The organism is Actinomadura sp. K4S16 (assembly GCF_008327685.1).
In the GTDB taxonomy this organism is placed as follows: domain Bacteria; phylum Actinomycetota; class Actinomycetes; order Streptosporangiales; family Streptosporangiaceae; genus Spirillospora.
In genome coordinates this window covers 199,667-218,001 of the sequence record NZ_BDDE01000018.1, presented here as the reverse complement: position 1 = coordinate 218,001, position 18,335 = coordinate 199,667, and the positions used below count along the sequence as shown (strand labels likewise).

Here is an 18,335-nt window from a genome sequence, read left to right as displayed (position 1 = left end):
GCGGGCGGGAATATGTCCGTGCCGGCTAGGCGGGTGTGTCAGGGCCCTCCCGCTCGGCGAGGAAGCGCTCGAACTGCGCGCCGAGCTCCTCGGCGGTCGGCATGTCCTGCGACTCGGCGAGGAGGTTGTCGCGCTCGGCGGCGCCCGCGAAGGCGTCGTACTGCTGCTCCAGCGCCCGGACGACCTTCTCGACCTCGTCGTTGCCGTCCACCTGCTCGGCGATCTCGGCGTCGGTGGCGGCGGCGGCCTCGCGGAGCCGGTCGACCGGCAGCACCAGCCCCGTCGCGGCGATGACGGCCTCCATGGCGGCCACCGCCGCGGCCGGGTAGGCGGACTGCGCCAGGTAGTGCGGGACGTGCACGGCGAACCCGACGGCGTCGTGGCCGGCCTCGCCGAGCCGCAGCTCCAGCAGGCCCGCGACGCTGCCGGGCACCTGCACCTTGTCGAACCAGGAGTTGCGGGTGATCAGCTCGGGCCGGGTGGCGTGCGAGGTGGTGCCGACGGGACGGGTGTGCGGGACGCCCATCGGGATGCCGTGGAAACCGACGACCAGCTCGACGCCGAGCCGCTTCACCAGGTGCAGGACGGACGCGGTGAAGCCCTCCCACAGCCGGTCGGGCTCCGGGCCGGACAGCAGCAGGAACGGGCTGCCCACCTCGTCGCGCAGCAGCCGGACGACCAGCTCGGGCGCCTCGTAGGTGGCCCAGTGGTCGCGGTCGAAGGTCATCGGCGGCCGGCGCGCCCGGTAGTCGATCAGGGAGTCGACGTCGAAGCGGGCGATGACCCGGTGCTCCAGTGCCTCCAGGAGGTGCTCCCGCACGAGCTGCCCGGTGGACCCCGCGTCCACGAAGCCGTCCAGGCTGTGCAGAAGCACCGGACCCGTCATCTCCGGCACGTCGGAGTCGAGCTCGTACAGATCCTCAGGGTTAAGCAACTTCTCCCCCACCTCTACTGGCCTCAGCCCAAGAGTATCCATTGGGGTGGGACAGGTGCCGGGGCGTCAGGGCGTCCGGCACCTGTCCCGCTGCGGAGGGGAAGGCGGGCCGGCGGTCGGCTCAGGTGGCTTCCTTGAAGACTCGGCTGGTCAGGAAGTCCTCGGGGTGGAGGGTCGTCAGGGCCTCGCGGTCCACTTCGCCGGGATGGGCCAGGAGGCGGTTGGCGTGCCGCAGGCGGGCGCGTTCTATCGCATTGCGGACGGACCGGGCGTTGGCGAAGCGGGGCCGGGCCCGGCGGCGGTCCAGGTACTCGCGGAAGACCGGCTCGGTCTCGGGGGCGAGGGTGTAGCCCTCGCGGTCCATCATGAGGCGGCCGATGGCCTCCAGCTCGGCGGGCTCGTAGTCGGGGAAGTCGATGTGGTGGGCGATGCGGGAGCTCATTCCCGGGTTGGACGCGAAGAACGAGTCCATGCGGTCCTTGTAGCCGGCGAGGACGACCACCAGGTCGTCGCGCTGGTTCTCCATGACCTGGAGGAGGATCTCGATGGCCTCCTGTCCGTAGTCCCGCTCGTTCTCGGCCCGGTACAGGTAGTACGCCTCGTCGATGAACAGGACGCCGCCCATGGCGCGCTTCAGGACCTCCTTGGTCTTGGGCGCGGTGTGGCCGACGTACTGGCCCACGAGGTCGTCGCGGGTGACGGAGACGAGGTGGCCGCGGCGGATGTAGCCGAGGCGGTGCAGGAGCTCGGCGAGCCGGACGGCCACGGACGTCTTGCCCGTCCCGGGGCTGCCGGTGAAGCACATGTGCAGGTTGGGGCGTCCCGAGTCGATGCCGAACCGGGCCCGGACGCGGTCGACGAGCAGCAGCGCGGCGATCTCCCGGATGCGGGTCTTGACCGGGGCGAGGCCGACGAGCTCGGCGTCGAGGGCCTCGAGGACGGAGTCGACCTGGGAGTCGGCGCGCTCCTTGGCGAGGTCGACGCGGGCGTCGGCGGGGAGCGGCTCCGCGGCGGGGGCCTCCTGGAGGTCCACCGGGGAGCCGTTCCGCCGCATGCCGAAGCCCTGCCGCGTCCCGGCGCCGGGGCTTTCGCTCAACGTCCCGCTCCGTACCGATCGCCCTCGGGACGGTCGAGGGCGTAGGGATGCATCGTGTAGCGGACGCGCCGGTCGGAGGTCTCCGCGCGGTCGAGCCTGAAGCCGGGCTCCTCGGCCGGGCGCTGGACGATGAACGACAGCGCCGTCGTCTGCCGCCCGTAGCGGGCGTCGTAGGCGTTCAGCCGGACGTAGTGGCCGGGGTAGGCCTTGCGGCACTCGTTGACCTCGTACAGGACGCCGGCCGGGTCGGTGAGGTCGAACATCGGCAGGCCCCACATCTCCCAGTAGGAGTTGCGCGGGTGGGGGTCGTCGGTGAACTCGACCGAGCAGGGCCAGCCCTGGTCCAGGGCGTAGGCGATCTGCTTGGCGATGTCCTCGTCGGTGAGGCCGGGCAGGTAGGAGAAGGTGCCTTGGGTGATCCGCATGTCACACGCTCACGGGGGTCTCGACGGCGTCGGGGGTGTCGGTGGACTCGTAGGTGAAGGTGATGTCGCCCCAGGTGGACAGGGCGATGTCGAGCTCACGGCTGTGCTTGGCGGCGGCCCGGAGGATGTCGGGCCCCTCGGCGAGGTAGTCGCGGCCCTCGTTGCGCGCCTTGATCATCGCCTCCAGCGCGACGCGGTTGGCGGCGGCCCCGGCGGCGATGCCCATCGGGTGGCCGATCGTCCCGCCGCCGAACTGGAGGATGGAGTCCTCGCCCAGGTAGTGCAGGAGCTGGTGCATCTGCCCGGCGTGGATGCCGCCGGACGCGACGGGCATCGTTCCCGGCATCGACGCCCACTCCTGGTCGAAGTACAGGCCCTTCACCGGGTCGGCCTCCACCTTGTCGAGGCGGAGGGTGTCGTAGTAGCCGCGGACGCTGTTCGGGTCGCCTTCGAGCTTGCCGACGACCGTCCCGGCGTGGATGTGGTCGACGCCCGCGAGGCGCATCCACTTGGCGATGACGCGGAAGTTCACGCCGTGGGTCTTCTGCCGCGTGTACGTGGAGTGGCCCGCGCGGTGCAGGTGCAGGATGACGCCGTTCCTGCGCGCCCACTTGGCCATCGACTGGATGGCCGTGTAGCCGATGGTGAGGTCGATCATCACGATGACGCTGCCGAGCTCCTTGGCGAACTCGGCGCGCTCGTACATGTCCTCCATCGTCGCGGCGGTGACGTTGAGGTAGTGGCCCTTGACCTCGCCCGTCGCGGCCTGCGCCCGGTTGACGCCCTCCATGCAGTACAGGAAGCGGTCGCGCCAGCGCATGAAGGGCTGGGAGTTGATGTTCTCGTCGTCCTTGGTGAAGTCCAGGCCGCCGCGGAGGGCCTCGTAGACGACGCGCCCGTAGTTGCGGGCCGACAGGCCGAGCTTCGGCTTGACGGTCGCGCCCAGCAGCGGGCGGCCGAACTTGCCGAGGTACTCGCGCTCCATGACGATGCCGTGCGCCGGGCCCTGGAACGTCTTCACGTAGTGGGTCGGGATCCGCATGTCCTCCAGGCGCAGCGCCTTCAGCGCCTTGAACCCGAAGACGTTCCCGATGATGGACGACGTCAGGTTCGCGATCGACCCCTCCTCGAACAGGTCGAGGTCGTAGGCGATGTAGGCGATGAACTGGTTGTCCTGCCCGGGGACGGGCTCCACCTTGTAGCACTTGCCCTGGTAGTTCTCGTAGGAGGTGAGCCGGTCGGTCCACACGACCGTCCAGGTCGCGGTGGACGACTCGCCCGCGACGGCCGCGCCGGCCTCCTCCGGCGGCACGCCCTGCTGGGGGGTGATGCGGAAGGCGGCGAGGATGTCGCTGTCCTTCGGCTCGTAGTCCGGACGCCAGTAGCCCATCTCCGCGTAGGGGATCACGCCCGCCGACCATCTGCCCGCGCTCATCGCCGCTCTCCTTCAGCCGAAGCGTTGGATGGGCGGGACGCGGCGCGCCGCCCCGGTGGAGGACGGCATGTCCCAGGGGATGGGGTGGAGCGCCGCGTCCCGGCCACGTGGAACCGTGACGCGTCCGAGCTTCACCTCCCGATACTTGCGATGTCCATCAAGTGTTCTACGGTGACCGTTGAGCATTCGTTTGAACGAGGAGGCCGGACGTGACGGAGGCGCGGCTGCGGGCGCTCGTCGCGCTCGCCGACACCGGGTCCGTGCGGTCGGCGGCGCGGCGGCTGTACGTGACCGAGTCGGCGGTGTCGGCGGCGGTCGCGGCGCTGACCCGCGAGCTGGGCGTCCCGCTCGTCCGGCGGGAGGGGCGCGGCGTCCGGCTGACCGGCGCGGGCGCGGTCTACGCCGGGTACGCGCGGCAGGTGCTCGGGCTGCTGGAGGAGGGGCGGGCGGCGGCGCGCGGGGCCGCCGACCCGGGGCGCGGGCCGCTGCGGCTGGCGGCGGTGACGACGGCCGCCGACCAGATCCTCCCCGAGCTGCTGGCCTCGTTCCGGTCGCGCTGGCCGGACGTTGAGCTGGCCCTTGAGGTGGGGCCGCGCCGCCAGGTGTGGAGCAGCCTCGCCGCGCACGAGGCCGATCTCGTGCTGGCGGGCCGCCCGCCCGCGGACGTCGCGGCGACCGTGCTGGCGAGGCGGCCGAACGAGCTGGTCGTGGTGGGCGCGCCGGACCTCGCGGCCGGCTTCGCCCTCGCCCGGACGCCGTGGGTGATGCGCGAGCCCGGGTCGGGGACGCGGGCGAGCGCGGACGCCTACCTGGCCGAGCGCGAGGCGGCGCCGCCGCGGCTCGTGCTCGGCTCGAACGGCGCGGTGATCGCGGGCGCGGCGGCGGGGCTCGGGGTGGCGCTGGTCTCGCGGGACGCCGTCGGCGCGGAGCTGGACGCCGGGCGGCTCGTGGTGGTCGACGCCCCGGGCATGCCGCTGGACCGGCCGTGGCACGCGGTCGCGGGCGCCGCGCCGACCGCGACGACGCTGCTGTTCGTCCGGCACCTGCTGGAGGCCCCCGGCTGGCGCCCCGCCACGGCGGACGCGACGGCTACGGCAGGCGCAGTGGCTACGGCAGGCACAGTGGCTACGGCAGGCACAGTGGCTACGGCAGGCTCCAGAGGGAGACCGACAGCAGGCCCAGGCTGACGGCGATCAGGATCATCGCGACGGACCGCCCGCCCTCGCCGGACGGGGCCTCGTTCCGGCGCCTCACAAGCACCGCGAGCGCCACTAGGAAGCCCGCGGCGACCACGTCCATCGCCACGGCAAGCCAGGTCATACCCACACCAATCGCATCATCGGAGCCACCCTAGAGGAGTGCGGTCCCCCACATCGGCGGGCCCGCGCGCATGAACGCGCCCGAACACGACAGAATCGTGTTCGGACTCGTGAAAGGGGGCCTCCATGACCGCCGACCGCCCGTACGACATCGTCCTGTTCGGCGCCACCGGCTTCACCGGCGCCCTCACCGCCGAGTACCTCGCCCGGAACGCCGATCCGGGCACGCGGTGGGCGCTGGCCGGGCGCAACCAGGCGAAGCTCGCGGCCGTGCGCGACCGGCTGGCGGAGCTGGACCCGGCGTGCGCCGACCTGCCGCTGCTGCACGCCGACACCACCGACGCGGCGTCCATCGAGGAGATCGCGGAGTCGGCGCGGGTCGTCATCACGACGGTCGGCCCCTACGTCAAGTACGGCGAGCCCCTGGTGGCGGCGTGCGCGCGCGCCGGGACGGACTACGTCGACCTCACCGGCGAGCCCACGTTCGTCGACCGGATGTACGTGAAGTACCACGACGCCGCGGTGCGCAGCGGGGCCCGGATCGTCCACGCCTGCGGGTTCGACTCCATCCCGCACGACCTCGGGGCGTACTACACGGTCAAGCAGCTCCCGGAAGGCGTCCCCCTGCACGTCGAGGGGTTCCTGCGGGTGCGCGGGGACGCCTCCGGCGGCACCCTGCACTCGGCCGTCGGCATCTTCGGCGACACCGCCGGCATGATCCGCGCCGAGCGCGAGCGCCGCCAGGTGGAGGACCGCCCCGCCGGGCGCACCGTCCGGATCTCCCGCCGCCCGGCGCCGAAGGCCCGCATCGGCGGCGGCTGGACGCTCCCGCTGCCCACCATCGACCCGCAGATCGTGGTCCGGTCGGCTGCGGCCCTCGACCGCTACGGCCCCGACTTCTCCTACGGCCACTACGTCGCGGTGAAGCGGTTCGCCACGGCGGCGGGGATGGCGGCGGGCTCGGGCGCCCTGCTCGCCCTCGCGACGCTGCCGCCGACCCGCAGCCTCCTGCTGCGGCTCCGGACGCCCGGCGACGGCCCGGCGGAGGAGCGGCGCGCCCGCAACTGGTTCAGCGTGAAGTTCGTCGGGGAGGGCGGCGGCAGGCGCGTCGTGACCGAGGTCGCGGGCGGCGACCCCGGCTACACCGAGACGGCGAAGATGCTCGCCGAGTCGGCGCTGTGCCTCGCCCACGACGACCTGCCCGAGACGGCCGGCCAGGTCACGACGGCCACCGCGATGGGCGACGCGCTGATCGACCGGCTCGTCAAGGCCGGCATCACCTTCCGCGTCCTCGACGCCGGCTGAGCCCCGACTTCAGGAGCGGCGGCCGGGGATGGGGATGATCGCCTCGACGGTCGTGCCGACGCCGGGGCGGCTCGTCACCGCGACCCGGCCGCCGAGCAGCTCGGCGCGCTCCCGCATGCCGCGCAGCCCGTAGGAGTCGGGACGGCGGCCCCGGCCGCCCCGCGCGAGGACGTCGCCCATCGAGAAGCCGACCCCGTCGTCGGCGACCCTCAGCCGGACCCGGTCGCTGGAGTGCTCCAGCAGCAGGTCGACGCGGTTCGCCGACGCGTGCCGCAGGCAGTTGCCGACCGCCTCCTGCGCGATCCGGTACAGCGCGGTCTGCACGTGGTCGGGCAGCTCGTCCTCCAGCTCGCCCTCGACGGTCACCGTCACGTCGAGGGGGCCGGGGCCGTCCCCGGCCTCCCGGGCGAGGGTGGCGAGCGCCGCCGACAGGCCGAGGTCGTCCAGGACGGGCGGGCGCAGCCCCCCGATCGCCGCGCGGGTCTCGGCCGCGGCCAGCTCGCACAGCCGCCGCGCCATCATGATCTGCGCCAACCCCTCGGGATGGTGCTCGGGCAGCGCCCGCTCGGCGGCCGACAGGTGGAAGCCGAGGCTGGCGAGCCGCTGGGCGATGCCGTCGTGGATCTCCCGGCTCAGCCGCGACCGCTCGGCCTCCTGCGCCTCGACGGCCCGCTCGGCGAACCGCTCGGCCGCGTGCTCGCGCTCGCGGGCCGTGCGGAGCCGGCGGCACGAGGACAGCACCGGCCCGAACAGCCCGGCGAGCGCGGTGACGAGCGCGACGTCGTCGGGCGGGCACGGGCCGGCGGACCGGACGTCCACGACGGCGATCACGATCCCGTCGGCGTGCACGGGGATCGCGGCGCCCCGCCCGTCCGGGTGCGTGCGGGCCCGGCCGTGCGCCGCGACCCAGCCGACCTCGCCCTCCCCCAGCGGGACGGGTTCGCCGCGCCATTCCAGGACGCGCTCCTCGTCGTCCAGGACGTACACGTCGCAGAAGGTCAGCGTCCGCGCGGACCGCACGACCAGCTCGGCGAGCTTGTCGGCCATCCAGGGCAGCTCGCGGTCGGAGCAGGCCACGCCCGCGACGCGGACGAGCAGGTCGCTCCCCCGCTCGGCGAGGAGTTCGAGCGGCCGGACACCGGTCACCGGAACAGCCCCTCGCGGAGCGCGACGGCGATCGCGGCCGACCGGTCGGCCACCTCCAGCTTGCGGTACAGGGCGCGCAGGTGGCTCTTGACCGTCTCCTCGCTGAGCACGAGCCGGGCGGCGATCGCCTTGTTGGACAGGCCGCCCACCAGCAGCGACAGCACCTCGCTCTCGCGCTGGGTGAGGCCGCGGTTGGCGCCGGGCCAGAACTCGCCGCGGGTGAGCCGCGCCGCGGTCACCGCCATCCGCCCGGCGAGCGTCGGGTCGACGACGGTCTCGCCCTGCGCGACCTCCTCCAGCCGCCGGACGAGCTCCGGGCCGTCCACCCGCTTGAGCAGGTAGCCGCCGGCCCCCGCGCGCAGCGCCTCGAAGACGTACTGCTCGTCGTCGTACACCGACAGGAACACCACCCGGGACTCCGGGACGCGCCCGGTGATGAGGCGGCACAGGTCGAGCCCGCTCTCGGGGCCGAGCCGCACGTCCAGCAGGACGACGTCCGGGCGCAGCGTGGTGACCAGCCGGGTCGCCTCGTCCCCCGTCCCCGCCTGCCCGACGACGCGCACCCGGCCGGAGAACCCGGCCAGCATCGCCGTCAGCCCGGCGAGGATCATCTCGTGGTCGTCAACCAGGACGACTCGTACGGGGACACCCATTCCGGCACGATAACAACCACTGGTCTACTCACCAGTAGCCCACTGGGGAAGGCGTGCCGCGTTTCACCCCCGCTCTCCCCTGATTGGGGGACGAGCCGCCGCGCCGACCCGCCTACGCTGCACAGCGAAAACTGAATTCCGCAGGACGGAGGAGCCAGTGCCCCATCGGATCGTGCATATGCTCCGGGCGCGCGGGTCGGGCCGCCGCCCCGTCATGCTCGCCATCGCGGGGGACAGCGCGGCGGGCAAGACCACCCTGACCAGGGGGCTTGTGCGGTGCCTGGGGGCGGACCGGATGACGGCGGTCTGCGTGGACGACTACCACCGCTACGACCGCGCCGAGCGCGCCGGGAAGCCGTTCACGGCGCTGCACCCCGACTGCAACCACATCGACATCATGGAGCAGCACCTCCAGCTGCTGTCGATGGGCGAGCCGATCCTGAAGCCGGTCTACGACCACGCGACCGGCGAGCTCGTCCGGCCGGAGCTGGTCGAGCCCCGCGACTTCGTGATCGTGGAGGGGCTGCTCCCGCTGCACACCCGGCTCGCGCGGGCCTGCTTCGACATCACCGTCTACCTGGACCCGCCCGAGCCGCTGCGGCACTCCTGGAAGGTCCGGCGCGACTGCGAGAAGCGCGGCTACGGCCCCGAGCAGGTGATGGCGGAGCTGGCCCGGCGCGAGCCCGAGAGCGCCGCCTACATCCGCCCGCAGCGCAAGCACGCCGACATCGTGGTCCGGTTCGCGCCCGTCGCCGGGCGCCTCGACCCTCCCGGCACCCCGCTGTCGGCCGAGCTGCTGCTGCGCCCCACCATCGACCACCCGGAGCTGGCCGACGTCCTGGAGAGCGGGCCCGGCGACGGCGAGACCGCCATGCACCTGCGCCTCCACCGCGACACCGACGGGCGTCCCGTGGACGCGCTGCACGTCCACGGATACGTCTCGCCCGAGGAGTCGCAGGTCGTCAAGAAGGCCATCTGGGAGCGCCTGGGCCCCCGCGCCGGGGCGGCCCTGCCCGATCCGGACGCTCTCGGCCGCATCGGCGACACCGGCACCAGCGACCCGCTCGCCATCACCCAGTTGCTCCTGCTCTACCACCTGCTCGACGCGGACCACCGCCAAGCAGCTTGAGCGGAGCGAACCGGGGGGTGTGGGGGGGCGCCACCCACAAGGAACATGTGTGAGCGGAGCGAACCGGGGGGTGTGGGGGGGCGCCACCCACAAGGAACATGTGTGAGCGGAGCGAACCGGGGGGTGTGGGGGGTCGCCCCCCACAGGCAACACGCTTGAGACTCCGCGTGCGTGCGGGGAGGCCCCGGGGCCTTGGACCTGTGCCCCGGGCCGCACGTCCGCGGCCGCCGGGAGGGCGTCCTAAGCGGGCGCGAGGGGCGCCCTCCCGGTTCTCTACAGCTCGTGCCAGGGGATCTCGGGGCGGTCGATGGCGACGACCGCGAGCGACTGGCCGCCCCGGATCCTCTCGTCGTGGGCGGGCGTCAGGCGGAAGCGGGCGTCCGGGCGGTGCGAGTCGCCCACGGCGAGGAGCGTGCTCCCCCGGCGGAGGAGGAAGACCGCCACGTCGATCCGGGTCCACTCGCCGGCATCCTCGGGGACGTCGACGCGGTACAGGGTGCCGTCGCTGTCGAGCGTGCTCGCCAGGTCGTGGTAGATCGCGGCGATGCCCGGGTTGCGGATCGCCGCCGCCGTCACGGCGGGATCGTCGATGTCGACCGGCTCGATGTTCTCGCCGACCAGCCGGAGGGCCTCGGTGATCTCGGCGCGGCGCCCGCCGTCGCGCACCCCGGCCAGGAGGTGGACGGACGGGTCGCCGTTGCGCCGCAGGTAGGCCTCGACGGTCAGCATCACCCGGACCGTCTCGTCGTCGCTGCGGCCGACGACCATGACCGTCCGTGCGTGCTCCAGGCAGGCCCGCTCGAAGGCGGTGTCGTCGAACACGACCACGTCGTACAGCTCCGGGTCGGGGTTCTCCCCCGCCAGCTCGCCCGGCCAGAAGACCGTCACCACCTGCGTCTTCGCGAACTGCGGATCGGCGCGCAGCTGCCGGATGATGCCGACCAGCCCCTCGCGCTCGTACCCGACGATCACGATGTGCCGTCGCCTGTGCAGCCGCGCCTGGCCGTTGGCCCTCATGGCCCGTCCCTTCCCCATCCAGAGCGTCAGCTCGGCGAACATCACCAGCCCCGCGGTCAGCCCCGCGATCATGACGAGCACCCCGCCGATCCGGCCGCCGACCGTGGCCGGGGCCAGGTCGCCGTAACCGGTGGTCGTGCCGCTGACCAGGAAGTACCAGATGTACTGGTGCGGCTTCTTGATCTCGGCGCCGGGCTCCTCGAACACCGCGATGAGCAGCCAGCCCGCCACGAAGGCGGTGAGGAGGACCAGCGCGGGCACGCGCCACGTCCGCCCGGTGATCCGGTGCACCAGGCGCATCAGCACGATCGGCATCCGCGAAGAGTCCCACCAGGCAAAATGCCGCGTCAAGCCTGGACGATCCGGAGTTGCCCCAGGTCGGCCCGGAGTGGGGGTCCGCGTCCGGATCCGGCCGGTCTCCTCAGAGCGCGGGACCCCGTTTCAGGACGCGCGACAGCGCCGCCGCGACCTCCTCGGACAGGCCGCCGTCGGCGGGCGGCTGGGCGCCCGAGTGCACCAGGTCGGCCTGGTCGGGCTCCTCCCGGACGGCGTCGCGGGTATGGCCGCAGTCACGGCACTCCACCTCGCCGAGCCGGCAGACCAGCGCGGCCGAGCCGCACTCCGAGCAGTGGTCCAGCTCGTCCGCCCAGTCGTGGACGACCTGGCACCGGGGGCAGATCAGGACCTGGTGGTCCGCCCGGACCCCGCGCTTCCACGGGCTCGCCCCGCGCACGGGGTCGGTCTGCCGCGCCCCGCAGCGAAAGCAGGGCATCACACCTCCAGGGGTGCGGGGGCCGGTTCCGGCCATCCGGTCCGGATGGCCGCGAAATGAGCCGGAACCGGTCCGGTTCGCTCAGAGCCCGGCGAGCGCCTTGCGGTACTCGTCGATGTCACGTGCGTCCGGGATCGCGTTCACGACCTTCCAGCGGACCACGCCCTCGGTGTCGATGATGAAGGTGCCGCGCTGCGCGACGCCCCTGACCTCGTCGAACACCCCGTAGCGCTGGGCCGTCCCGCCGTGCGGCCAGAAGTCGGCCAGCAGCGGGAACGGGAAGCCCTCCTGATCGGACCAGGCCCGCAGCGCGAACATCGAGTCGACGGAGACCGCGAGCACCTGCACGTCGTCGCCGGCGCCGTCCCCGGCGACCAGGCTGGACAGCTCGTCGCGGAGCGCGCACAGCTCGCCCGTGCACACGCCGCTGAACGCCAGCGGATAGAACACCAGGACGACGTTCCTGCCGCCCCGGAAGTCCGACAGCCTCACCGGAGTGCCGTGCTGGTCCTTCAGCTCGAAGTCCGGTGCGGTGTCGCCTACGTTGACCGCCAAGATCTCTCCAGCCCCGGCGCTACTTGCGCACCTTGGGGGCGACCAGCCGCGTGCCGGACCACTCCCGGGCCGCGCTGACGCTGCTGGTCTGCGACAGGCCGGCGGTCTGCGCGGCCTCGCCGATGTCGCTCGGCTCCACGTGCCCGTCCCGGCCCGCCTTCGGCGTCAGCAGCCAGATGTTGCCGCCGCCGGTGAGCGGGATCATCGCGTCGGTCAGGCCTTCGAACAGGTCGCCGTCCTCCTCGCGCCACCACAGCAGCACGATGTCGACCACGTCCTCGTAGTCCTCGTCGACCAGCTCGTTCCCCGTGAGTTCCTCGACGGAGCGGCGGAGCTCCTCGTCGACGTCCTCGTCGTAGCCGATCTCCTGCACCACCTGGCCCGGCTTGAGGCCGAGCCGTTCGGCCAGGCTGCGCTCAGACTGCGCCTGACCCGCGGTCGCGCTCACGAAAGTCCTCCCATTGTCGTCAGTCCGCACGGTTCGAGCCCTTGTCGCTCTCGGCCCCCCTGGACGGGCGGCCCGCCCGCACCTGTGCGGTGTTTGCGGGACAGTCCACACAAGTGAGGGCCCCTTGCGCAAGTGTCTTCCCGGCTTTTGGTGACCCCATTGGCCCGATTACGAAGATCCCGGTCACCGGACGCCCACCGACCGTGATACCGGCCCGCCCAACTCCGCACCCCGCAGAGAGGCGTCCGGCCGCACCCTGAGGTTCGCGCTGCTCAACCCTGCACCATGTGGCAGGACGACCTCCCACACTCCCCGGTTTACCGTGCTCATTCCTACAGAATGTAGCGGGACGACCCCCCACACCCTGCGATTCGCGGTGCTCAACTCTGCACCATGTGGGGGGACGACCCCCCACACCCCCCGGTTCGCGCCGCTCAACCCTGCACCATGTGGGGGGACGACCCCCCACACCCCCCGGCTCGCGCCGCTCATCCTTTGAGAAACGACAGCCGAACCTGCCGATCGGGGTTGTCGACATTGAGGTCGACCAACGCCACCGACTGCCAAGTGCCCAGCGCGAGGCGTCCGCCCACGACCGGCAGGGTCGCGAACGGGGGCACGAGGGCGGGCATCACGTGCGACCGCCCGTGGCCTCGCGAGCCGTGCGCGTGCCGCCAGCGGTCGTCCGCGGGCAGCAGGTCGCCCAGGGCCGCCAGCAGGTCGTCGTCGCTGCCGGAGCCCAACTCGATGATCGCCACGCCGGCGGTCGCGTGCGGGACGAAGACGTGCAGGAGCCCGTCACCACCCGCGGACGCGGCAAACCGCTCGCATTCCGCCGTGATGTCGTGCACGGCCTCACCCGTACCGGTGGTCACCCGGACCACGGTGCTCTCCATGATCCCGTGTCTACCCCATCCGCGGCACCGGACGCATCCGCTCCGAGACAGAACCGCACGGGGACGGATCCGGGGCCGGGCGCCGCGGCTCAGCTAGCGGGACGCCTTGGCGCGCGGCTCGATGACCGCGTCCGGCCCCGGGTACACGAGGGCCTCGTGGCCGTCGTCGAACCTGACCAGGTACGGCGGGCCGCCGTCCTTGCCCCGCACCTCGACGATCTCGCCCATGCGGTCGGGCTGCCCCACCACGTTGCCGTGGACGTGCAGCCGGTCTCCGATCTTTCCGTTCATACTTCCCCCAAGCTCACCCGTCCGCCGCCGGGGCGGACCGTGCCGGGCGGGTGGGCGCTCGTTCGCGCCCAGGGCGCTCGTCGCTCCCCGCCTCACAAGTTCCCCACCTCAAACGTTCCCCGCCTCATACGTTCCCCGCACCCGGCCGGAGGGAATCTCCCGGCACCGTGAAAAAGGTGGTCGCACCGGGTCGGCCCCCGCGCTGACCGGGGACAATGGTTACTGGTTGGTAGAGATGCGTTAGCCGAGATTAGCGGCGACGATGGATCACGAACCGAGGCGACGAACAGTCTGCCGGGACCGGTGGCCTCCCGCGCGGCGGCCCAGGTCTGACCAGCACAGACGGTAAGGACAGAGGGGACCCCGTGGCTTCCGGACGTCAACGCTTTTCGATCATCAGCGACGGGCTGCCGAGCCAGCTGCCCGACATCAACCCGGACGAGACCCGGGAGTGGCTGGAGTCGCTGGACACGGTCATCAAGACCGAGGGCCGCGGCAGGGCGCGCTACGTGATGCTGCGGCTCCTGGAGAGGGCGCGAGAACTCCAGGTCGGCGTACCCAGCCTGCGCAGCACCGACTTCATCAACACGATCCCGCCGGAATCCGAGCCCTGGTTCCCCGGCGACGAGCATGTGGAACGGCGCATCCGCGCCTACATCCGGTGGAATGCCGCGATCATGGTGTCGCGGGCGAACCGCCCCGAACTCGGCGTCGGCGGCCACATCGCCACCTACGCCTCCGCCGCCTCGCTCTACGAGGTGGGCTTCAACCACTTCTTCCGCGGCAAGGACCACGGCGAGTCCGGCGACCAGGTGTTCATCCAGGGGCACGCGGCGCCCGGCATCTACGCGCGCGCGTTCCTTGAAGGACGGCTGCCCGAGGAGAAGCTCGACGGGTTCCGCCAGGAGCACTCGCACCCCGGCGGCGGCCTGTCGTCCTACCCGCACCCGCGGCTCATGCCGGACTTCTGGGAGTTCCCCACGGTGTCCATGGGCCTGACCGCGATCGACTCGGTGTACCAGGCCCGGTTCAACCGGTACCTGTACAACCGCAAGATCAAGGACACGTCCCGCTCGCACGTGTGGGCGTTCCTCGGCGACGGCGAGATGGGCGAGCCCGAGTCGCTCGGCGCGATCGGCCTCGCCGCCCGCGAGGAGCTCGACAACCTCACCTTCGTCGTCAACTGCAACCTCCAGCAGCTCGACGGCCCGGTGCGCGGCAACGGGAAGATCATCCAGGAGCTGGAGTCGTTCTTCCGCGGCGCCGGCTGGAACGTCATCAAGGTCATCTGGGGCCGCGACTGGGACCCGCTGCTCGCGCAGGACGTCGACGGCGTCCTCGTCAACCAGATGAACACGACGCCCGACGGCCAGTTCCAGACGTTCACCGTCGAGTCCGGCGAGTACATCCGGGAGAAGTTCTTCGGCGCCGACCCCCGGCTGCGCAAGATCGTCCAGCACCTGTCGGACGACGAGCTGCGCAAGCTGTCGCGCGGCGGGCACGACTACCGCAAGGTCTACGCGGCGTTCAAGGCGGCCCGCGAGCACGTCGGGCAGCCGACCGTGATCCTCGCGCACACCATCAAGGGCTGGACGCTCGGCTCGGACTTCGAGGCCCGCAACGCCACGCACCAGATGAAGAAGCTCACCAAGGCCGAGCTGAAGGAGTTCCGGGACCGCCTCTACCTGGACATCCCCGACTCGGCGCTGGAGCAGCCGCTGCCGCCCTACTACCACCCGGGCGAGGACTCCGAAGAGATCCAGTACATGCGCGAGCGCCGCGCCGCCCTCGGCGGGTTCCTGCCGAAGCGGGTCGTGCGGGCCAAGCCGCTCAAGCTGCCCGGCGACCCCGTCTACAGCGAGCTGAAGAAGGGGTCCGGCAAGCAGAACATCGCGACGACCATGGCGTTCGTCCGGCTGCTCAAGGACCTGATCAAGGACGAGAACATCGGCGCCCGGTTCGTACCGATCGCCCCGGACGAGTACCGCACGTTCGGCATGGACTCGCTGTTCCCCACGTCCAAGATCTACTCGCCGCACGGGCAGACCTACGACGCGGTCGACCGCAAGCTGCTGCTGTCGTACAAGGAGGCCGAAAGCGGCCAGATGCTCCACGAGGGCATCAGCGAGGCCGGCTCGATGGCGTCCACCATCGCCGCGGGCACCGCGTACGCCACGCACGGCGAGCACATGATCCCGGTCTACATCTTCTACTCGATGTTCGGGTTCCAGCGGACCGGCGACCAGATGTGGGCGCTCGGCGACCAGATGGGCCGCGGGTTCCTGCTCGGCGCCACCGCCGGCCGCACCACGCTCACCGGTGAGGGCCTCCAGCACGCCGACGGCCACTCCCCACTGCTCGCGGCGTCCAACCCGGCGTGCGTCCACTACGACCCGACGTGGGCGTTCGAGCTGGCCCACATCGTGAAGGACGCGCTGCGCCGCATGTACGGGTCGTCCGAGGAGCACCCGAACGGCGAGGACGTCTTCTACTACCTCACCGTCTACAACGAGCCGTACCAGCAGCCCGCCGAGCCCGAGAACCTCGACGTCGACGGGCTTCTCAAGGGCCTGTACCGGCACAAGGCCGCCCCGGAGGTCGCCTCCGGGAACGGCGAGGCCCCGCGGGCGCAGATCCTCGCGTCCGGCGTCGGCGGCCGGTGGGCCCTGGAGGCGCAGCGGCTCCTCGCCGAGGACTGGGGCGTCGCCGCGGACGTGTGGTCGGCCACCTCGTGGAACGAGCTGGCCCGCGAGGCCCGCGCCTGCGACGACTGGAACCTGCTGAACCCCGACGCGGAGCAGCGCGTCCCGTACGTCAGCAGGGTCCTCGACAACGTCGCCGGGCCGATCGTCGCGGTGTCGGACTACATGCGCGCCGTGCCCGACCAGATCGCGCCGTGGGTCCACGGTGACTACACCTCGCTCGGCACCGACGGGTTCGGGTTCTCCGACACCCGCGCCGCCGCCCGCCGGTTCTTCAACGTGGACGCCGCGTCGATCGTCCTCGCGGTGCTCACCCGCCTCGCCCGTCACGGCGAGATCAAGCCGGAGACCCTGACGGAGGCGATCCAGCGCTACAAGCTGAACGCCGAGGTCAGCGACGTCTTCGCGGGCGGCGTAGGCAGCGCCGAGAGCAACACGGGCGGCGACGCGTGAGCTGTGTTGCCCAGGGGGAGCGACCCCCCTGGAACCCCCCGTTGCGAGCCGGGCGATCCTCACGCTGCGCTGCCCAGGGGGAGCGACCCCCCTGGAACCCCCCGTTGCGAGCCGGGCGATCCTCACGCCACGGTGCAGGTTTCCGTGCCCGTGCGGGTTCGCGTCGTGTCGCTGCGGTCGCCCGGCTCGGCGGGTCGTGCGACTTCCAGGCGCTCAGAGCGCCTTCCAGCCGCCCGACCCGCGGCGGTGGCTGAGGCCAGGGCCGTGTCGGTGACGGTGATCGCGGAGGTGTAGGCCGCGATCATCGCCGGGCCCCGGCGTGGTGAGGGCCCCGAGGTTCGCCTCGGGGCCCTCGCCATGTCCTGGGTCTAGGACGCGGGCGGGGTGAACACGCCGAAGGTGTTGCCGGACGGGTCCTGCAAGTAGGCGAACTTGAGGCCGTTGGTCGTGGTCAGCGGCGGCATGGCGACCTTGCCGCCGGACTTCACGGTCTGGTCGCAGACGGCTTCGACGTCCTCCACCAGCACCAGGAACATCGCGTGGTTGCGGGACGCGTCCGGCTCATGGGAGATGCCCCCGGACGGCTCCTCCGCGCCCGGGTAGGTGACCAGGTCGTAGCCGTCGGCGTCGGGGTCGAGCGCGAACTTCCAGCCGAACATGTCGCCATAGAAGCGGCGGGCCTCCTCCGGCGCGTCCGTGCCGACCTGGAACCACGTGACGGTGTTGAAAGCGGGAACGGTCATTGGTCTCCTCCTTGGAACACTGCTGCCGAACAGCGTGGAAGAGCCTCGCGACAACCCCATGTCGGAGTTTCCGAACGAGTTCGATCCGAGCGACCTTTCTCCTCAGGTCCTCTCGGCCCCCTCCATCGTGGTGAAGCCCGTCCGCCAGCTGGAATGGCGGGGCCGCCAGCCGAACGATCTCGCGCGGGCGTTGCTCGCTCCGCGCTGCCAGCCCGCGCGGCCGGTGGCCGCGGGCGGGGGCGGAGCCCCGAACGCGGCGGCCAGGACGGGCAACCAGTCCCGGGCGGCCGCCGGCTCGTCGTCGACGATGTTGACCGGGCCGCTCGGCCAGTCGAGGGCGGCGACCGCGGCCCTGGCGGCGTCCTCCACATGGACGAAGGACGTGACGCCGTCGTCGGCCTGCAACCGGCCGACGAACGCGGCGGCCCGGCCGGCGTTCCCTTCCCCCCGGAGCACATCGGCGACGAGACCGTCCGGCGAGTACCAGGTCCCCTTCCCGTAGAAGGTGCCGTAGCGCAGGACGACGTGCTCGTCCAGCTCGGCGGCCGTCTCCTCCAGGGCCGCGATGCCGCCGATCATGTTCGCCCGCGGCGGAGGGGCCGTCCGGTCGAGGGGGACGTCCTCGCCGGCCGGCGGGTCCCCGGGCGCGTAGGCCCAGGCGACGGACTGCGCAACAATGCGGGTCACGCCGGCCCGCACCGCGGCGTCGACGAGGTTGCGCGTGCCCTCCCTGCGGATCCGCCCGTTGTCGGCGGGCGTGCCCTTCGCCAGCGCGGTGAGCTGGTGGATCACGGCGTCGGGTGAGGCGGCCGCGACCGCCTCGACCAGGCCACCGGCGTCGAACACGTCGACCTGGACGGGGATGGCGCCTTGCTCGCGCAACCGGTCCAGCCCTGCCCGGGTCCGGGCGGTACCGGTGACCTGGTGTCCGGCCTCCAGGAGAAGCGGCACCAAGAACCGGCCCACGGCGCCGGTGGCGCCGGCGACGAAGACGCGCACGGCGGGCTCCTTTCTCT

The 18,335-nt window shown here is 72.1% G+C and carries 19 protein-coding genes; 4 read left to right on the top strand and 15 right to left on the bottom strand.

Annotation, left to right across the window (positions count from 1 at the left end; genetic code table 11):
- Nucleotides 1-25 precede the first annotated feature (25 nt).
- The 4 genes from K4S16_RS29150 to K4S16_RS29135 form a co-directional block, all read right to left on the bottom strand.
- Entirely contained in the window at nucleotides 26-934 is a 909-nt protein-coding gene (locus K4S16_RS29150) for a PAC2 family protein (protein ID WP_200842183.1), read from the bottom strand.
- 121 nt (nucleotides 935-1,055) lie between these two features.
- Nucleotides 1,056-2,030 (bottom strand): CbbX protein, encoded by a 975-nt coding sequence (cbbX, locus tag K4S16_RS29145; protein WP_235037135.1) that lies wholly within the window; start codon nucleotides 2,028-2,030, stop codon nucleotides 1,056-1,058.
- Nucleotides 2,027-2,455 carry a ribulose bisphosphate carboxylase small subunit gene (locus K4S16_RS29140; RefSeq protein WP_149262246.1) on the bottom strand — a complete coding sequence of 143 codons (429 nt, stop codon included), beginning with the start codon at nucleotides 2,453-2,455 and terminating at the stop codon, nucleotides 2,027-2,029. Before K4S16_RS29140 ends, cbbX begins: the two co-directional genes overlap by 4 nt.
- A gap of 1 nt (nucleotide 2,456) precedes the next feature.
- Nucleotides 2,457-3,890, bottom strand: a complete 1,434-nt coding sequence (locus K4S16_RS29135; protein ID WP_149262245.1) for a form I ribulose bisphosphate carboxylase large subunit — start codon at nucleotides 3,888-3,890, stop codon at nucleotides 2,457-2,459.
- A gap of 209 nt (nucleotides 3,891-4,099) precedes the next feature.
- Here K4S16_RS29135 and K4S16_RS29130 point away from each other — a divergent pair, with 209 nt between their 5' ends.
- Complete coding sequence (locus tag K4S16_RS29130; RefSeq protein ID WP_149262244.1) at nucleotides 4,100-5,077, top strand: LysR substrate-binding domain-containing protein; 978 nt, start codon at nucleotides 4,100-4,102, stop codon at nucleotides 5,075-5,077.
- Here K4S16_RS29130 and K4S16_RS44535 read toward each other — a convergent pair.
- The gene (locus tag K4S16_RS44535; RefSeq protein WP_160161069.1) at nucleotides 5,034-5,210 is read right to left on the bottom strand and encodes a hypothetical protein; all 177 of its coding nucleotides are present in this window, start codon (nucleotides 5,208-5,210) and stop codon (nucleotides 5,034-5,036) included. The genes K4S16_RS29130 and K4S16_RS44535 overlap by 44 nt on opposite strands.
- A gap of 125 nt (nucleotides 5,211-5,335) precedes the next feature.
- Between K4S16_RS44535 and K4S16_RS29125 the strand changes: the two genes are divergently transcribed.
- The gene (locus tag K4S16_RS29125) at nucleotides 5,336-6,514 is read left to right on the top strand and encodes a trans-acting enoyl reductase family protein (protein WP_149262243.1); all 1,179 of its coding nucleotides are present in this window, start codon (nucleotides 5,336-5,338) and stop codon (nucleotides 6,512-6,514) included.
- Nucleotides 6,515-6,523: 9 nt separating this feature from the next.
- On the opposite strand, the gene K4S16_RS29120 is transcribed toward K4S16_RS29125, so the two are convergent.
- Together K4S16_RS29120 and K4S16_RS29115 are read right to left on the bottom strand one after the other, a co-directional pair.
- Complete coding sequence (locus K4S16_RS29120; RefSeq protein WP_235037134.1) at nucleotides 6,524-7,660, bottom strand: GAF domain-containing sensor histidine kinase; 1,137 nt, start codon at nucleotides 7,658-7,660, stop codon at nucleotides 6,524-6,526.
- Nucleotides 7,657-8,313, bottom strand: a complete 657-nt coding sequence (locus tag K4S16_RS29115) for a response regulator transcription factor (RefSeq protein WP_149262242.1) — start codon at nucleotides 8,311-8,313, stop codon at nucleotides 7,657-7,659. The genes K4S16_RS29120 and K4S16_RS29115 overlap by 4 nt, the downstream gene beginning before the upstream one ends.
- Before the next feature lie 178 nt (nucleotides 8,314-8,491).
- Here K4S16_RS29115 and K4S16_RS29110 point away from each other — a divergent pair, with 178 nt between their 5' ends.
- Entirely contained in the window at nucleotides 8,492-9,442 is a 951-nt protein-coding gene (locus K4S16_RS29110; protein ID WP_149262241.1) for a phosphoribulokinase, read from the top strand.
- 273 nt (nucleotides 9,443-9,715) lie between these two features.
- Here K4S16_RS29110 and K4S16_RS29105 read toward each other — a convergent pair whose 3' ends face one another.
- The 6 genes from K4S16_RS29105 to K4S16_RS29080 all read right to left on the bottom strand — a co-directional run bounded on the left by K4S16_RS29105 (nucleotide 9,716) and on the right by K4S16_RS29080 (nucleotide 13,421).
- Nucleotides 9,716-10,774, bottom strand: a complete 1,059-nt coding sequence (locus tag K4S16_RS29105) for a potassium channel family protein (RefSeq protein ID WP_149262240.1) — start codon at nucleotides 10,772-10,774, stop codon at nucleotides 9,716-9,718.
- Nucleotides 10,775-10,880: 106 nt separating this feature from the next.
- On the bottom strand, nucleotides 10,881-11,231 hold the full coding sequence (locus K4S16_RS29100; protein WP_149262239.1) for a hypothetical protein: 351 nt from the start codon (nucleotides 11,229-11,231) through the stop codon (nucleotides 10,881-10,883).
- An 81-nt stretch (nucleotides 11,232-11,312) separates the two neighbouring features.
- The gene (locus K4S16_RS29095) at nucleotides 11,313-11,786 is read right to left on the bottom strand and encodes a peroxiredoxin (RefSeq protein ID WP_149262238.1); all 474 of its coding nucleotides are present in this window, start codon (nucleotides 11,784-11,786) and stop codon (nucleotides 11,313-11,315) included.
- 19 nt (nucleotides 11,787-11,805) lie between these two features.
- Nucleotides 11,806-12,234: a DUF3052 domain-containing protein gene (locus K4S16_RS29090; protein WP_149262237.1), complete on the bottom strand. Its 429-nt coding sequence runs from the start codon at nucleotides 12,232-12,234 to the stop codon at nucleotides 11,806-11,808.
- Nucleotides 12,235-12,722: 488 nt separating this feature from the next.
- Nucleotides 12,723-13,130 (bottom strand): YjbQ family protein, encoded by a 408-nt coding sequence (locus K4S16_RS29085; protein WP_149262236.1) that lies wholly within the window; start codon nucleotides 13,128-13,130, stop codon nucleotides 12,723-12,725.
- Nucleotides 13,131-13,223: 93 nt separating this feature from the next.
- A complete protein-coding gene (locus K4S16_RS29080; RefSeq protein WP_149262235.1) occupies nucleotides 13,224-13,421 on the bottom strand; it encodes a DUF1918 domain-containing protein in 198 nt (65 codons plus the stop codon).
- A 365-nt stretch (nucleotides 13,422-13,786) separates the two neighbouring features.
- On the opposite strand from K4S16_RS29080, the gene aceE reads away from it, so the two are divergent.
- A complete protein-coding gene (gene aceE, locus K4S16_RS29075) occupies nucleotides 13,787-16,576 on the top strand; it encodes a pyruvate dehydrogenase (acetyl-transferring), homodimeric type (protein WP_149262234.1) in 2,790 nt (929 codons plus the stop codon).
- 368 nt (nucleotides 16,577-16,944) lie between these two features.
- Here aceE and K4S16_RS29070 read toward each other — a convergent pair whose 3' ends face one another.
- Together K4S16_RS29070 and K4S16_RS29065 are read right to left on the bottom strand one after the other, a co-directional pair.
- Nucleotides 16,945-17,319, bottom strand: a complete 375-nt coding sequence (locus tag K4S16_RS29070; protein ID WP_149262233.1) for a VOC family protein — start codon at nucleotides 17,317-17,319, stop codon at nucleotides 16,945-16,947.
- Between the two features lie 102 nt (nucleotides 17,320-17,421).
- On the bottom strand, nucleotides 17,422-18,318 hold the full coding sequence (locus K4S16_RS29065) for an NAD(P)-dependent oxidoreductase (RefSeq protein WP_149262232.1): 897 nt from the start codon (nucleotides 18,316-18,318) through the stop codon (nucleotides 17,422-17,424).
- Nucleotides 18,319-18,335: the final 17 nt, after the last annotated feature.

Coding starts and splice junctions, on each gene's coding strand:
- K4S16_RS29140 (WP_149262246.1), bottom strand. CDS start 2,455: ATGCGGATCACCCAAGGCACCTTCTCCTACCTGCCCGGCCTCACCGAC.
- K4S16_RS29135 (WP_149262245.1), bottom strand. CDS start 3,890: ATGAGCGCGGGCAGATGGTCGGCGGGCGTGATCCCCTACGCGGAGATG.
- K4S16_RS44535 (WP_160161069.1), bottom strand. CDS start 5,210: ATGACCTGGCTTGCCGTGGCGATGGACGTGGTCGCCGCGGGCTTCCTA.
- K4S16_RS29125 (WP_149262243.1), top strand. CDS start 5,336: ATGACCGCCGACCGCCCGTACGACATCGTCCTGTTCGGCGCCACCGGC.
- K4S16_RS29115 (WP_149262242.1), bottom strand. CDS start 8,313: ATGGGTGTCCCCGTACGAGTCGTCCTGGTTGACGACCACGAGATGATC.
- K4S16_RS29110 (WP_149262241.1), top strand. CDS start 8,492: ATGCTCCGGGCGCGCGGGTCGGGCCGCCGCCCCGTCATGCTCGCCATC.
- K4S16_RS29105 (WP_149262240.1), bottom strand. CDS start 10,774: ATGCCGATCGTGCTGATGCGCCTGGTGCACCGGATCACCGGGCGGACG.
- K4S16_RS29100 (WP_149262239.1), bottom strand. CDS start 11,231: ATGCCCTGCTTTCGCTGCGGGGCGCGGCAGACCGACCCCGTGCGCGGG.
- K4S16_RS29085 (WP_149262236.1), bottom strand. CDS start 13,130: ATGGAGAGCACCGTGGTCCGGGTGACCACCGGTACGGGTGAGGCCGTG.
- K4S16_RS29080 (WP_149262235.1), bottom strand. CDS start 13,421: ATGAACGGAAAGATCGGAGACCGGCTGCACGTCCACGGCAACGTGGTG.
- K4S16_RS29070 (WP_149262233.1), bottom strand. CDS start 17,319: ATGACCGTTCCCGCTTTCAACACCGTCACGTGGTTCCAGGTCGGCACG.